The organism is Pseudomonas sp. BF-R-01 (assembly GCF_019946615.1).
GTDB lineage: Bacteria > Pseudomonadota > Gammaproteobacteria > Pseudomonadales > Pseudomonadaceae > Aquipseudomonas > Aquipseudomonas migulae.
The window spans coordinates 1-15464 of sequence record NZ_JAGYFX010000011.1 but is presented as its reverse complement, the minus strand read 5'-3'; the positions used below and the strand labels follow the sequence as shown (position 1 = coordinate 15464).

General features: G+C 60.7%; 13 protein-coding genes. 5 read left to right on the top strand and 8 right to left on the bottom strand.

Translation table 11 applies throughout. From position 1 onward, the window contains the following. From KGB27_RS06895 to KGB27_RS06885, 3 genes are all read right to left on the bottom strand, one after another. Positions 1-2283, bottom strand: coding sequence for an ABC transporter permease subunit (locus KGB27_RS06895; protein ID WP_223553684.1), 2283 nt, complete (start codon positions 2281-2283; stop codon positions 1-3). Between the two features lie 253 nt (positions 2284-2536). Next, positions 2537-3538 carry a phosphate ABC transporter substrate-binding protein PstS gene (locus KGB27_RS06890; protein WP_008038131.1) on the bottom strand — a complete coding sequence of 334 codons (1002 nt, stop codon included), beginning with the start codon at positions 3536-3538 and terminating at the stop codon, positions 2537-2539. Positions 3539-3759: 221 nt separating this feature from the next. Beyond that, positions 3760-5058, bottom strand: a complete 1299-nt coding sequence (locus KGB27_RS06885; RefSeq protein ID WP_008030702.1) for an MFS transporter — start codon at positions 5056-5058, stop codon at positions 3760-3762. 361 nt (positions 5059-5419) lie between these two features. Between KGB27_RS06885 and KGB27_RS06880 the strand changes: the two genes are divergently transcribed. Further along, a complete protein-coding gene (locus KGB27_RS06880) occupies positions 5420-5824 on the top strand; it encodes an acyl-CoA thioesterase (RefSeq protein WP_007896491.1) in 405 nt (134 codons plus the stop codon). A 57-nt stretch (positions 5825-5881) separates the two neighbouring features. Then, a complete protein-coding gene (locus KGB27_RS06875) occupies positions 5882-6781 on the top strand; it encodes a D-hexose-6-phosphate mutarotase (RefSeq protein WP_223553683.1) in 900 nt (299 codons plus the stop codon). Positions 6782-6901: 120 nt separating this feature from the next. Here the strand turns inward: KGB27_RS06875 and KGB27_RS06870 are convergent, their stop codons facing one another. From KGB27_RS06870 to KGB27_RS06850, 5 genes are all read right to left on the bottom strand, one after another. After that, complete coding sequence (locus KGB27_RS06870; protein ID WP_008030706.1) at positions 6902-7438, bottom strand: DUF3299 domain-containing protein; 537 nt, start codon at positions 7436-7438, stop codon at positions 6902-6904. Positions 7439-7525: 87 nt separating this feature from the next. Next, positions 7526-7771, bottom strand: coding sequence for a GlsB/YeaQ/YmgE family stress response membrane protein (locus KGB27_RS06865; protein ID WP_008030708.1), 246 nt, complete (start codon positions 7769-7771; stop codon positions 7526-7528). A 110-nt stretch (positions 7772-7881) separates the two neighbouring features. Further along, complete coding sequence (locus tag KGB27_RS06860) at positions 7882-8964, bottom strand: 5-(carboxyamino)imidazole ribonucleotide synthase (RefSeq protein WP_008030711.1); 1083 nt, start codon at positions 8962-8964, stop codon at positions 7882-7884. Between the two features lie 11 nt (positions 8965-8975). Further along, complete coding sequence (gene purE, locus KGB27_RS06855; RefSeq protein ID WP_008030713.1) at positions 8976-9467, bottom strand: 5-(carboxyamino)imidazole ribonucleotide mutase; 492 nt, start codon at positions 9465-9467, stop codon at positions 8976-8978. Between the two features lie 299 nt (positions 9468-9766). Beyond that, positions 9767-10684 (bottom strand): LysR substrate-binding domain-containing protein, encoded by a 918-nt coding sequence (locus tag KGB27_RS06850; RefSeq protein ID WP_008030714.1) that lies wholly within the window; start codon positions 10682-10684, stop codon positions 9767-9769. A gap of 180 nt (positions 10685-10864) precedes the next feature. Here KGB27_RS06850 and aspA point away from each other — a divergent pair, with 180 nt between their 5' ends. The 3 genes from aspA (at position 10865) to KGB27_RS06835 (ending at position 15400) form a co-directional block, all read left to right on the top strand. Further along, on the top strand, positions 10865-12289 hold the full coding sequence (aspA, locus tag KGB27_RS06845; RefSeq protein ID WP_008030715.1) for an aspartate ammonia-lyase: 1425 nt from the start codon (positions 10865-10867) through the stop codon (positions 12287-12289). A 513-nt stretch (positions 12290-12802) separates the two neighbouring features. Then, the gene (locus KGB27_RS06840) at positions 12803-14254 is read left to right on the top strand and encodes an alanine/glycine:cation symporter family protein (protein WP_192228179.1); all 1452 of its coding nucleotides are present in this window, start codon (positions 12803-12805) and stop codon (positions 14252-14254) included. A 141-nt stretch (positions 14255-14395) separates the two neighbouring features. After that, positions 14396-15400 carry an asparaginase gene (locus KGB27_RS06835; protein WP_223553682.1) on the top strand — a complete coding sequence of 335 codons (1005 nt, stop codon included), beginning with the start codon at positions 14396-14398 and terminating at the stop codon, positions 15398-15400. Positions 15401-15464: the final 64 nt, after the last annotated feature.

The following is a 15464-nucleotide window of genomic DNA, read 5'->3' as shown; positions in this document are numbered from 1 at the left end:
TTAAAGCGACGAGTATTTCTTGCGCAGACGCTGACGAATCAGTTCTGCGAGGGTGTTCATGACGAAGGTGAACAACAGCAGCACCAGCGCCGAGAGGAACAGCACGCGGTAGTGGCTGCCGCCGACTTCCGATTCGGGCATTTCCACCGCGACGTTGGCCGCCAGGGTGCGCAGACCTTCGAACAGGTTCATTTCCATGACCGGGGTGTTACCGGTGGCCATCAGCACGATCATGGTTTCACCGACCGCGCGGCCCATGCCGATCATCAGCGCCGAGAAGATGCCCGGGCTGGCGGTGAGGATTACCACGCGGGTCATGGTCTGCCACGGCGTGGCACCGAGGGCCAGGGAACCGAGGGTCAGGCCACGCGGCACGCTGAACACGGCGTCTTCGGCGATGGAGTAGATGTTCGGGATCACCGCGAAGCCCATGGCCAGCCCGACCACCAGTGCGTTGCGCTGGTCGTAGGTGATGCCCAGGTCGTGGGAGATCCACATGCGCATGTCGCCGCCGAAGAACCAGTTCTCCATGAACGGGCTCATGTACAGCGAGAGCCAGCCCACGAACAGGATCACCGGGATCAGAATCGCGCTTTCCCAACCGTCCGGCACTTTCAGGCGGATGGACTCAGGCAGGCGGCTGAAGACGAAGCCGGCCACCAGAATGCCAATCGGCAAGAGCATCAGCAGGCTGAAGATGCCCGGCAAATGCCCTTCTACATACGGCGCGAGGAACAGACCGGCGAAGAAACCGAGGATCACCGTCGGCATCGCTTCCATCAGCTCGATCACCGGCTTGACCTTGCGGCGCATGCCCGGGGCCATGAAGTACGCGGTGTAGATCGCCGCGGCAACGGCCAGTGGCGCGGCCAGCAGCATGGCGTAGAACGCGGCTTTCAGGGTGCCGAAGGTCAGCGGAGACAAGCTCAGCTTCGGTTCGAAATCGGTGTTGGCGGCGGTCGATTGCCAAACGTATTTAGGCTCGTCGTAGTTCTCGTACCAGACCTTGCTCCACAGCGCGCTCCACGACACTTCCGGGTGCGGGTTGTCGAGCAGCAGCGGTTGAATCTTGCCGCCGGCCTCCACGATCACGCGGTTGGCCCGTGGCGACAGACCGAACAGGCCCTGGCCTTCCACGACCTGGTCCACCAGCAAGGTGCGGTGCGCGGTGCTGTGGAATACGCCGAGCTTGCCGGAAGCGTCCAGGGCGATGAAGCCTTTGCGACGCTCTTCGGCAGTGATTTCAACGATTGGCGTGGTGCCCATCTGGAAGGTGCGGATCTGCTTCAGGCGCAGTTCGCCATCCGGGTCGCGAGCCATGAACCACTGGGCCAGGCCACCTTTGGAGTCGCCGAGGATCAGTGAGATACCGCCCACCAGTTGGGTGCTGGCGGTGATCTCGGCTTCGCCGTTTTCGAGCAGCTTGTAGCGACCGTTGAGGCTCTTGTCGCGCAGGCTGAACACGTCGGCTTGCGCACGACCGTTAATCACATACAGCCACTGCTGGCGCGGGTCGACGAAGATGTTCTTCACCGGCTCGGTCATCTGCGGCAGGTCGATGCGCTTCTGCTCGTTGGTGATTTCGCCGGTCATCATGTTCTCTTCGCTGGTCAGCGACAGAACATTGAGTTGCGAACCGGTGGAACCGACCAGCATCAGGGTCGAATCGGTGGCGTTGAGGCTGACGTGCTCCAGCGCACCGCCCGCCTGGTTCAGCGCAATCGGGGTTTCGCCGTACGGATATTCGACGGCCGGCGAGATAGTCTTCTTGCCGTCCGGGTAGCTGACTTTATAGGTGTGACGGAACACCAGCGCCTGGCCATTGGAGAAGCCCACCGCCACCAATGGATGGCCCGGTTGGTCTTCGCCGATGGAGGTCACGGTAGCGCCGGCCGGAACCGGCAGATCGACGCGCTTGAGTTCGGCGCCACTGTCGATGTCGAAAAACAGTGCCTGCCCTTTGTCGGAAACCCGCATAGCGACCTGGTTCTGCTCTTCCAGGGAGATCATCAGCGGCTTGCCGGCGTCCTGCATCCAGGCGGGCGTGATGGATTCCTTGGCGGTCAGGTCGGCACCCTGGAACAGGGGCAGGACGACGTAGGCAAGGAAGAAGAAGATCAGCGTGATCGCGCCGAGAACGGCAAGGCCGCCAACGAGGACGTACCAGCGGGTCAGGCGATCTTTGAGCGCGCGGATGCGGCGCTTGCGTTGCAACTCAGGCGTATTGAAATCAATTCGCTTGGGGGGATTTGTAGTCATGGTGGAATTGGCCAGATCATTCATGCGCACACCCTAGCGATCCTGTATGACAGAAAGATGACAATGCAGTGACGCAACAAATCCGCCGCCAGCGGGAACTGGCAGTGGATCAAAAATATGGGGAGGCCGGGTCGCCGGAAATGGCAACCCTGAGCCTTGTAGGTGCGAGGCTTGCCCGCGAATGGGTCGTCACATTCAGTATCAATGTCGACTGACCCACCGCGTTCGCGAGCAAGCTTTGCTCCTACAGGTCCGGGATCAACCCGGACCTAGGGTTTTACTTTTTTGCGACTTCAGCGCCGCCTTCTTGCAGACCCAGGTCAGCCAGTGCTTTTGCAGCAACTTTGGCCGGCAGTGGGATGTAGCCGTCTTTCACTACAACTTCCTGGCCCTGTTTGGACAGAACCAGTTTCACGAACTCGGCTTCCAGCGGGGCCAGAGGCTTGTTCGGGGCTTTGTTGACGTAAACGTAGAGGAAACGCGACAGCGGGTATTTGCCGTTCAGGGCGTTTTCTTCGGTGTCTTCGATGAAGTCCTGGCTGCCTTTCTTGGCCAGGGCCACAGTCTTCACGCTAGCGGTCTTGTAGCCGATGCCCGAGTAACCGATGCCGTTCAGCGAGGAGCTGATCGACTGCACGACCGAAGCCGAGCCTGGTTGTTCGTTGACGTTTGGCTTGTAGTCGCCTTTGCACAGGGCTTCTTCTTTGAAGTAGCCGTAGGTGCCGGATACCGAGTTACGACCGAACAGTTGAACCGGCTTGTTGGCCAGGTCGCCGGTCACACCCAGGTCACCCCAGGTTTTCACGTCAGTTTTAGCGCCGCACAGACGAGTGGACGAGAAGATCGCGTCGACTTGTTCCATGGTCAGGTGCTGGATCGGGTTGTCCTTGTGAACGAAGACGGCCAGGGCGTCCACGGCAACCGGGATAGCGGTTGGCTTGTAGCCGTACTTCTGCTCGAAGGCAGCCAGTTCGGTGTCCTTCATCTTGCGGCTCATCGGACCCAGGTTGGAGGTGCCTTCAGTCAGCGCAGGTGGCGCAGTGGCGGAGCCAGCGGCCTGAATCTGGATGTTTACGTTCGGGTATTCTTTTTTGTAGTTCTCAGCCCACAGGGTCATGAGGTTGGCCAGGGTATCGGAGCCGACGCTGGACAGGTTGCCCGACACACCAGTGGTCTTGGTGTAGCTCGGGATAGCAGGGTCAACAGCGGCGAACGCGTTGGCAGTCGCAACGCCAGCAGCGACAAAAGTCATTGCCGCCATCAAACGCTTCAGTTTCATGCCTTACTCCTAGCAGATAGAGTGTGTTAGTCGGGGCCAAGTATCAGCAGGCCGTGTGAACACTCTATGGCTGAAATATGACAATTGGATGAAAGGCCAGTATTCCGTGTTTCAAAGTGATTCCGCGTTATCGTTCATCGCCGGCAAGCCGGCTCCTACAAGGGTTGTTGTAACGACAACGATCAACTGTAGGAGCCGGCTTGCCGGCGATGAGGCCTGTACTAGCGCCCCTTCTTCCAGAGATAACCGCCGACCACAATCCCGACGCCACAAATGATCGCCACGTAATACGCAGGCCCCATCGGGCTCTCCTTCAGCAGCAACGTCACCACCATCGGCGTCAGGCCACCAAAAATCGCATAAGCCAGGTTGTAGGAGAACGACAGCCCGCTGAAGCGCACCACTGCCGGAAAGGCTTTGACCATCACGTACGGCACCGCACCAATGGTGCCGACCAACAGACCGGTCAGGGAATACATCGGGAACAGCCAGTCCGGGTGGTTGAACAGGCTGTGATAGAAGGTCCACGAACTGATCAGCAGCGCGGCACTGCCGAACACGAACACCCGGCCCGCGCCGAAGCGGTCAGCCAACGCGCCGGAAGCCACACAACCCAGGCTCAGGAACACAATCGCCAGGCTGTTGGCCTGCAACGCGGTGGTCGGTGCGAAGTGGTAAACCGTCTGCAGCACGGTCGGGGTCATCAGGATGACCACGATGATGCCGGCGGACAGCAACCAGGTCAGCAGCATGGAAATCGCGATCGCGCCGCGATGGTCACGCAATACGGCACGCAGCGGCACTTCTTCGGCCAGGGCCTTGCGCAGTTGCAGCTCAGCGAAAACAGGGGTTTCGTGCAGCCAGCGGCGCAGGTAAACCGAGAACAGGCCAAACACACCACCGAGCAGGAACGGGATCCGCCAGGCGTAATCCGACACTTCCACCGGGGTGTAAATGCTGTTGATCGCGGTGGCGACCAGCGAACCCAGAAGGATCCCCGCCGTCAGACCGCTCGTCAGGGTGCCGCAGGCGTAGCCGATATGCCGTTGTGGCACGTGTTCGGAAACGAAGACCCACGCGCCGGGCACTTCACCGCCAATCGCTGCGCCCTGAATCACGCGCATCAGCAGCAACAGGATCGGCGCCCACATGCCGATCTGCGCGTACGTCGGCAGCAAACCCATGATCAGCGTCGGCACCGCCATCATGAAAATACTCAGGGTGAACATCTTCTTGCGACCCAGCAGGTCGCCGAAGTGCGCCATCACAATGCCGCCCAGCGGACGCGCCAGGTAACCGGCGGCGAAGATGCCGAAGGTCTGCATCAGGCGCAGCCACTCGGGCATGTCGGCCGGGAAGAACAGCTTGCCGACCACCGTGGCGAAAAACACGAAGATGATGAAGTCGTAGAACTCCAGCGCACCGCCAAGGGCGGACAGCGATAAAGTCTTGTAGTCATTGCGGGTCAACGGACGTGCGGGCTGGGTCGGCTGCGCGATGCTCGAGGGCGCTGTGGTCATGGCAAGGCTTCTCTTATAGTCGGATCTGCAACCTCAACAACGCTGGCGGAGGCTTGGGCAGGTCCGGCACGATAGCAAATTGTTCGAAAAAGCACATAGAGGTGCGTATTTGACGGTCAAAATGAGAACCGGACGGTCGTCTCGGAGTCTACCGACCGATATACTCGGGATCTTGCAACAGTTTGAAAGGGTTGCTGTGCGAAGACGCTGCTGGCCTACCAGTCGATTTCGCAGAGTTTCCCTTTAGGCGCCTTACGAAAAACGTGACGAACGTAGTATGTTCGGGGCTGAATCGTTTTTTCTGAGACGGCTATTCACCTGAAGTACCAATGAAGAGTCACGGGTCAGAGGCACCCCCGGAATGATAGAGCTCGAACAAGAAGATCCAATCCCGCAAGGCGACCTGGCCCTGCAAATCACCGCGCTTCCGCGTGAAACCAACGGTTTCGGCGATATTTTCGGCGGCTGGCTGGTGGCGCAGATGGATTTGGCCGGCACCGCAATGGCCAGCAAAGTCGCGGGCGGACGCGTGGCGACCGTGGCGATCGACCGTATGGCGTTCCTGGTTCCGGTGGCGGTGGGCGCTCAGCTCTCCTTCTATACCCAGGCACTGGAAATCGGCCGCAGCTCGATTCAGATGATGGTCGAGGTCTGGAGCGACGATCCACTGTCCAGCGAGTGGCGTAAAGTGACTGAAGCCGTGTTTGTGTTCGTGGCCATCGACGGCAGCGGTCGCACCCGTTCGGTTCCGCCACGCGCACGTTAAACACGGCGAGCGTTTTGCGGTCCATTGCAGTCATTGTTCCTGATCGAGAATTGCCCCATGAGCACGCCCAACGTTGAAGCCGTGAAGCTGGATGAACTGAACTGCTGGCGCATCCGCCACGGTCAGGCCGAATTGCTGGTCGCCCAGCAAGGTGCGCACATCCTCAGTTATCAATTGGCCGGCCAACCGCCGCTGATCTGGCTCAACGATGAGGCCGTGTTCAAGACCGGCAAGAACATCCGCGCCGGCGTGCCGGTGTGCTGGCCGTGGTTCGGCAACCTTGCGCGCAACCCGCAGAGCGTTCAGGCGATGCGCGTCAGCAACGAACCGCCGAGCGCCCACGGTTTTGTACGGGCGATGGACTGGGAACTGGGCGGCATCGAAACAGAAGGTGAAAGCCTGAAGGTTGAGTTCGTCCTGCCCTACCCCGATGGCGGCTTCCCCGGCTGGCCGCATCAGGTGGATTTGAAGTTGAGCATTCGTCTGGATGAGCAACTGCACATCAGCCTGACCAGCCACAACCAGGGCTCGGAAAAAGTCACGATCAGCCAGGCGCTGCACAGCTATTTCGCGGTCAGCGATGTGCGCAATGTGCATGTTGATGGGCTGGATGGCTTGAAGTACATCGAGACGCTGGAAGACTGGAAAACCAAGACTCAGACCGGCGACCTGCGTTTTGCCGGCGAGACCGATCGCATCTACCTCAATACCCCGGCGAAGCTGAGCATTGTCGACCCGGCCTGGGAACGGCGCATCGAGCTGACCAGCAGTGGTTCGCGCTCGGCGGTGATCTGGAACCCGTGGATTGATCGCGCAGCGGCGTTCAGCGACATGGCCGATGATGGCTGGCAACGGATGCTGTGCATCGAGACAGCGAATGTGATGGATGATGTGGTGACGCTGGCGCCGGGTGCGAGCCATACCCTCGGCGTAAGCATCGCCAGCGCACCGCTATAAGCAACACCGCAAAACCAAATGTGGGAGCGAGCCTGCTCGCGAATGCGTCGTGTCAGACACCATTGATGTTAACTGACACACCGCTTTCGCGAGCAGGCTCGCTCCCACAGTTTTGACCGCCTACAAATCCGATTCCTTCACCACACGCACTTGCGCCGCATCCAGCGCATACGCTGCATCGGCCAGGTCGTTGTTGACCTTCTCGATCTTCAACGTGCCGGTCACCCACAGCGGCGTGTAGATATCATTGAGCTTCAACCCTTTCGGATAACGCACCAGCACCAACTGGTTAGGCGGCGGTGGCGGCACGTGGATGCAGGCGCCCGGATACGGCACGAGGAAGAACAGCGTGCTGCGGCCCTTGGCGTCGGACTCCAGCGGCACCGGATAACCACCGATGCGGATGTTCTTGTCGTTCATCGACGCCACGGTCTTGGTCGAGTACATCACTGCCGGCAAGCCCTTGCTCTGCTTCATGCCACCCTTTTCGGTAAAGGTGCCATTGGCTTCGGGGGAGTTGTGATCGATTTCGGGCATGGCCTCGAGGGCTTTCTGGTCCGACTTGGGCATCAGTTCGAGCCAGTCGGTTTCCGGCAGTTCGCCGGCATGGGCAAGGCCCGAACCCAGTAAAAGGACAGTCAACAGAAGACGGCGCATGGAGGTGCTCGGTAAAGGAAGGACGATAAGTCGCCGAGCATTCTAGTCCTCCCGGACTGCGCAGCCGAGAGGACTTTGTCGCCTGAATCAGTTCTTTTTGATCAAGCCGTAGATCACCAGCAACACCACGGCGCCGACCAGCGCACCGATGAAGCCCGCGCCTTGGCCGGCCTGGTAGATGCCCAGGGCCTGACCGCCGTAAGTGGCCGCCAGCGAACCGCCGATACCGAGCAGGATGGTCATGATCCAGCCCATGCTGTCATCGCCCGGTTTCAGGAACCGCGCCAGCAGGCCAACGATCAAGCCGATAAAGATGGTTCCGATAATTCCCATGGCATTTCCCTCTGAGTAAGTGGCTATGCAGAAGCCTAGTCAGACTTTCGCATCCTGCCATGAGAGAACGGCGGCCCCTGAATGGTTCCGCCGCTGCCACATGAAACTATTTATTCGGCGATGAGGGCTTCGACCTTGAGGATCTGTGCCGCCAGCGTCTCGCGGTCCGCGCAACGCAGGTTGGCGTGACCGACCTTGCGGCCGACCTTGAACGCCTTGCCGTAGTGATGCAGATGGCAATCGGCGATGGCCAGGACCTTTTCGGTGTCCGGCACTTTACCGATGAAGTTGAGCATCGCGCTCTCGCCGACCTTGGCGGTCGAACCCAACGGCAGGCCGGCTACGGCGCGCAGGTGGTTTTCGAACTGGCTGCACTCGGCGCCTTCAGTGGTCCAGTGCCCGGAGTTGTGCACGCGCGGGGCGATCTCGTTGGCCTTGAGGCCACCGTCGACTTCAAAGAACTCGAACGCCATCACGCCAACGTAGTTCAACTGCTTGAGCACACGGCTGGAGTAGTCTTCGGCCAAGGCTTGCAGCGGGTGGTCGGTGCTGGCCACGGACAGCTTGAGGATGCCGCTGTCGTGGGTGTTGTGAACCAGCGGGTAGAACTTCGTTTCGCCATCGCGGGCGCGCACGGCAATCAGCGACACTTCGCCGGTGAACGGCACGAAGCCTTCCAGCAGGCAGGCAACGCTGCCCAGTTCAGCGAAGGTGCCGACCACGTCTTCAGCAGTGCGCAAGACTTTCTGGCCCTTGCCGTCGTAACCCAGGGTGCGGGTTTTCAGCACGGCCGGCAGACCGATGGAGGCCACGGCGGCGTCCAGATCGGCTTGCGACTGGATGTCGGCGAACGCCGGGGTCGGAATCCCCAGGTCCTTGAACATGCTCTTCTCGAACCAGCGGTCACGGGCGATGCGCAGGGCTTCGGCGCTCGGGTAGACCGGAACGAATTGCGACAGGAACGCCACGGTTTCAGCCGGGACGCTCTCGAACTCGAAAGTCACCAGATCGACTTCATCGGCCAGTTGGCGCAGGTGATCCTGATCGCCGTAATCGGCCCGCAGGTGTTCGCCCAACGCGGCTGCGCAAGCATCCGGCGCGGGGTCCAGGAAAGCGAAGTTCATGCCCAGCGGAGTGCCCGCCAGCGCCAACATGCGACCCAACTGGCCGCCACCGATTACACCGATCTTCATCGTCAACAACCTCAGGCGATGCGTGGGTCTGGATTGTCCAGGACGCTGTCTGTCTGCTCAGCGCGGAAAGTCTTCAGCACTTCGTGGAACTGCGGGTGCTTGGCGCCGAGGATGCTCGCCGACAGCAGCGCGGCGTTGATCGCGCCGGCCTTGCCGATGGCCAAAGTGGCAACCGGAATGCCTGCTGGCATTTGCACGATAGACAGCAGCGAATCGACGCCCGAGAGCATCGCGGACTGCACCGGCACGCCCAGCACCGGCAGGTGGGTCTTGGCCGCACACATGCCTGGCAAGTGGGCCGCGCCACCGGCACCGGCGATGATCACCTCGATGCCACGCGCCTCGGCCTCTTCGGCGTACTGGAACAGCAGGTCCGGGGTGCGGTGGGCAGAGACCACTTTCACCTCGTAAGGGATGCCGAGCTTTTCCAGCATATCGGCGGTGTGGCTAAGGGTGGACCAATCGGACTTGGAGCCCATGATCACGCCAACCAGTGCACTCATCGTCGTGCCTCTTCTCTCTGGGCGCCCGCAGGCGCGTCAAAAAACAACAAGCCACGCAAAATGCGTGGCTTGATTGTACGAAAAATGGCCGGTCGTAACCGGCCGAAGGCCGCGCAGTATACCTCAATGAAGCAGATAAACAGCCCCCGATGCGACCATCTGTCATACGGCGCAAAACCCCGGTTTTATTGACCTGAAGGTCAATCCCCAATCCCTTGTAGGAGCCAGCTTGCTGGCGATCAATGCGACGCGGTTTTTACTGACACACCGCGTTGCCTGGATCGCCGGCAAGCCGGCTCCTACAGTCCGGTGGGGGTCTGGGCGGCGCCGCCTTCGAGTTTGCGCCACAACAACCGTACGTTGGCCTTGCGCACCAACGCGCAGCGGTACAAACGAATTTCCAGCGGCACATGCCATTGCGGGCCGCCGCAGACCACCAGTTCACCGCGGGCCAGTTCGGCACGCACACTCAGTTGCGGCACCCAGGCGATGCCCAACCCTTCCAGCGCCATGCTTTTCAGGCTGTCGGCCATGGCGGTTTCATACACCGTGGTAAACCGCAGCGCACGCTGGCGCAGCAAGCCGTTCACCGAACGCCCGAGAAAGGCGCCGGCGCTGTAGGCGAGCAACGGAACGCTGGCTTCGCCTTCCAGATCGAACAGCGGCTTGCCGTCGGCATCTGCTGCGCACACCGGCAACATTTCCGTGTGCCCAAGGTGCAGCGACGGGAAAATTTCCGGGTCCATCTGCATCGCGGCGTCCGGGTCGTAGAACGCCAGCATCAAGTCGCAACCGCCTTCGCGCAAGGCATGCACCGCGTCGCCAACGTTGGTCGCCACCAACCGCGTGGCGATGTTCAGCCCTTCATTGCGCAATTGCGCGATCCAACGCGGAAAGAAACCCAAAGCCAAGGAGTGAGCCGCCGCGACCTGCATCACTTCACCCTGCCCGCCCTCCAGGTGATGAAGATGACGCAGCACTTCGCCGAGCTGTTCGACCACGGTCCGCGCGGTGACGAGGAACAACTGCCCCGCCGCCGTCAGCTCGATCGGCGTGCGCGAACGATTGACCAGTTGCAGCCCCAGCGCGGCCTCAAGGCTGCGGATCCGTCGGCTGAACGCCGGCTGAGTCACGAAGCGGCGTTCGGCAGCCTGGGAGAAGCTGCGGGTGGCGGCCAGAGCACTAAAGTCCTCAAGCCATTTGCTTTCCAGATTCATCAAGTCCTCCCGGACACGCACCAAATTAGGTCACACGTTCGCCACAGACACGGCGTCACACGGGCATTATGCCGAATATGCATAGGCCAGTGTTTAACAGCATTGGCCGAAAATTCTCTACAAGCCTAGCATTTGCGGTGTTCCGGCACAGACCGGGTCCATATTGAGATGATTTCTATCATGTCCTCCGCTGCATCATTCCGCACAGAAAATGACCTGCTTGGCGCTCTCGAAGTACCGGCTCAAGCGTATTACGGTATCCAGACCCTGCGAGCGGTGAATAACTTCCGCCTTTCGGGCGTTCCGATTTCGCACTACCCGAAACTGGTTGTCGGCCTGGCCATGGTTAAACAGGCCGCTGCTGACGCCAACCGTGAGTTGGGTCACCTGAGCGAAGCCAAGCACGCTGCCATCAGCGAAGCCTGTGCACGTTTGATCCGCGGCGACTTCCACGAAGAGTTCGTGGTGGACATGATTCAAGGCGGCGCTGGCACTTCGACCAACATGAATGCCAACGAAGTCATCGCCAACATCGCGCTGGAGGCCATGGGTCACCAGAAAGGCGAATACCAGTACCTGCACCCGAACGACGACGTGAACATGGCGCAGTCGACCAACGACGCCTACCCGACCGCGATCCGCCTGGGTCTGCTGCTGGGTCACGACGCTCTGCTGGCCAGCCTCGACAGCCTGATTCAGGCATTCGCGGCCAAGGGTCAAGAATTCAACCACGTCCTGAAGATGGGTCGTACCCAGCTGCAAGACGCCGTGCCGATGACCCTGGGTCAAGAGTTCCGTGCTTTCGCCACCACGATGGGCGAAGACCTGGCCCGTCTGAAGACGCTGGCCCCGGAACTGCTGACCGAAGTGAACCTGGGCGGCACCGCGATCGGCACCGGCATCAACGCCGACCCGCGCTATCAGGCCCTGGCCGTACAGCGTCTGGCGCTGATCAGCGGTCAACCGCTGGTTCCAGCCGCCGACCTGATCGAAGCCACATCCGACATGGGCGCCTTCGTGCTGTTCTCCGGCATGCTCAAGCGTACCGCGGTCAAGCTGTCGAAGATCTGTAACGACCTGCGCCTGCTGTCCAGCGGCCCACGCACCGGCATCAACGAGATCAACCTGCCGGCGCGTCAGCCAGGCAGCTCGATCATGCCAGGCAAGGTCAACCCGGTGATCCCGGAAGCCGTGAACCAGGTTGCGTTCCAGGTCATCGGTAACGATCTGGCGCTGACCATGGCAGCCGAAGGCGGCCAACTGCAACTGAACGTGATGGAGCCGCTGATCGCTTTCAAGATCCTCGACTCGATCCGCCTGCTGCAACGCGCCATGGACATGCTGCGCGAGCACTGCATCGTCGGCATCACCGCCAACGAAGCGCGCTGCCGTGAACTGGTCGAGCACTCGATCGGGCTGGTCACCGCACTGAACCCGTACATCGGCTACAAAAACGCCACCCGCATCGCCCGTATCGCCCTTGAAAGCGGCCGTGGCGTGCTGGAACTGGTGCGCGAAGAAGGCTTGCTCGACGAAGAAATGCTCGCCGACATCCTGCGCCCGGAAAACATGATTGCTCCGCGTCTGGTTCCGCTTAAAGCCTGAACCGACGCGTTACTTGTAGCACCGCTCACCAGGTCGAGGGACTAGACACCTCTCACCTTTTGAGGGCTTGGGGATTTACTCCCCAGGCCCTTTTTTTTAACTCTTTTGCAACAACCCAGAACCTGTAGGAGCGAGCCTGCTCGCGAAGATCGTTAACGATAACGCGGTTAATCTGATGCCCTGTGGTGTCCTTGCGTTTTTCGCGAGCAGGCTCGCTCCTACAAGAGCCCGGCGCCGGTAACGTCGGGTGTTTCAAAGGCTTCGCTTCACCGAATGCACCACAATCGTGCAGACGGACGGCACTGTCATCGGTATAGTGCCGCCCCTCTTCGCGTGAGCGGTCGTCGGTAACGAGGCCCAAACCCATGCGAAACCCGAACTAATAACAAACCCGCAATATGAAATCGGGACGAACCTTCGCCTCGCCTGTTGTGCCGTGCGCACAGCGGTGTAACGCGATGTTTCCGACCGCCCAGCATTTGCCTACACAAAAAAAACAGCGAGGAATAATCCATGCTCGAAGTCATTAACGACTTCCTCTCAGGGAAAGTACTGATCGTGCTCATTGTCGGGCTCGGTAGCTACTTCACGATCCGCTCGCGTTTCGTTCAATTGCGTCACTTCTTCCACATGTTCGCGGTGTTCCGCGACAGCCTCAAAAGCAGCGCCGGTCAACTCAGCTCCTTCCAGGCCCTGATGCTCAGCCTCGCCGGCCGCGTCGGTGCGGGCAACATCGCCGGTGTCGGCATTGCCGTGACCCTCGGCGGGCCAGGTGCGGTGTTCTGGATGTGGGTGACCGCACTGGTCGGCATGTCCAGCAGCTTCTTCGAATGCTCCCTCGGCCAGCTCTACAAACGCGCCGACGCCGACGGCACTTACCGTGGCGGCCCGTCCTATTACATCCAGCACGGTCTGCAGAAACGCTGGTTGGGCATGATCATGGCGTTCCTGCTGCTGATCACCTTCGGGTTTGCCTTCAACGGCCTGCAATCCCACGCCGTGACTCACTCGCTGAACAACGCGTTCGGCTTCGACACCACCTGGACCGGTCTGGCCCTGGCGGTGTTGCTGGGCCTGGTGTTCATCGGCGGGATCAAGCGCATCGCCAAGGTCGCTGACCTGTTGGTGCCGGTGAAAACCCTGGTGTACATCGGCGTGACCATCTACGTGATCGTGCTGCAATTCGACCACGTACCGGCGATGCTGATGACCATCGTAAAAAGCGCGTTCGGTCTGGACCAGGCCTTCGGTGGCCTGATCGGCAGTGCCATCGTCATGGGCGTGAAGCGTGGCGTGTTCGCCAACGAAGCAGGCCTGGGCAGTGCACCGAACGTAGCGGCCGTGGCGTCGGTTGAACACCCGGTGTCACAAGGCGTGGTTCAGGCGTTCAGCGTGTTCCTCGATACCTTCGTGATCTGCACCTGCACCGCGCTGCTGATCCTGCTTTCGGGTTTCTACACCCCGGGCTTCGAAGGCGACGGCATTGCCCTGACCCAGAACTCTCTGGCCGCCGTGGTCGGTGACTGGGGCCGGATGTTCATCTCCGTGGCACTGGCGCTGTTCGTGTTCACCTCGATTCTCTACAACTACTACTTGGGCGAGAGCAACCTGCGCTTCCTGATCGGTGAAAACCGCAAGGCGCTGATCGGCTACCGCGCGCTGGTACTGGTGTTGATTTTCTGGGGTGCGATCGAGAACCTCGGCACGGTGTTCGCGTTCGCCGACATCACCATGACCCTGCTCGCGTTCGTGAACCTGATCGCGCTGTTCCTGCTGTTCAAGGTCGGCATGCGCATCCTGCGTGACTACGATGACCAGCGCGCTGCCGGCATCAAGACCCCAGTGTTCGATTCGAGCAAGTTCCCGGACCTGGACCTGGATCTGAACGCTTGGCCAGCCAACCCGCCAGCGGTTGCCACCAAGGCTGAAGCTGAAGCGCAAGGCGTACCCGCAGCGCAACGCTGATCGGTTAAAGTGCGAAAAACCCTGTAGGAGTGAGCCCGCTCGCGATGAGGGCGTGTCAGGCGACATTAATGCTGGCTGATAGACCGCTATCGCGAGCAGGCTCACTCCCACAGAGGAACTCATCGTTCTCGGAGCATCTCCATGAATTCCTCGACCTACCCTGCCGCCCAGCACGTCATGGTGCTCTACACCGGCGGCACCATCGGCATGCAAGCCAGCGAACACGGCCTGGCTCCGGCCTCCGGTTTTGAAGCGCGGATGCGTGAATACCTGCACAGCCAGCCTGAGCTGGTGGTGCCGCAGTGGCGCTTTCGCGAGATGTCGCCGCTGATCGATAGCGCCAACATGTCCCCGACCTATTGGCAGCAACTGCGTGAAGCAGTGGTCGATGCCGTCGACGTTCAGGGCTGCGACAGCGTGTTGATCCTGCACGGCACCGACACCCTCGCCTACAGCGCGGCGGCCATGAGCTTTCAATTGCTCGGCCTGAATGCGCGGGTGTGCTTCACCGGTTCGATGTTGCCGGCCGGCGTGACCGACAGCGATGCCTGGGAAAACCTCGGTGGTGCTCTGGTTGCTTTGGGCCAAGGTCTGGCGCCGGGTGTGCATCTGTACTTCCACGGCGAGCTGCTGGCGCCAACCCGCTGCGCGAAGGTGCGCAGTTTCGGTCGGCATCCGTTCAAGCGCCTGGAGCGTCAAGGCGGCGGAGCGAAGGCCCCGTCACTGCCCGCAGCGTTGAGCTACAACCAAAGCAAGCAACTGGCGAAAGTCGCTGTGTTGCCGCTGTTCCCCGGCATTGGCGCCGAACAACTGGATGGCGTGCTGAACAGCGGCATCCAGGGCCTGGTGCTTGAGTGCTACGGCAGCGGAACCGGGCCGAGCGACAACCCCGAGTTTCTCGCTGCGCTTTCGCGGGCACGGGACAACGGCGTGGTGGTCGTTGCAGTGACGCAGTGCCATGAAGGTGGCGTTGAGCTGGACGTTTACGAGGCCGGCAGCCGCTTGCGTGGTGTCGGTGTGTTGTCCGGTGGCGGCATGACCCGTGAAGCGGCGTTCGGCAAGCTGCATGGGTTGCTGGGTGCAGGCCTCGATACGGCTGAAGTGCGCCGACTGGTCGAACTCGACCTCTGCGGCGAACTCACCTGACCCTGTAGGAGCCGGCTTGCTGGCGATTCATGCGACGCGGTTTGCCTGACACACCGCGGTGCAT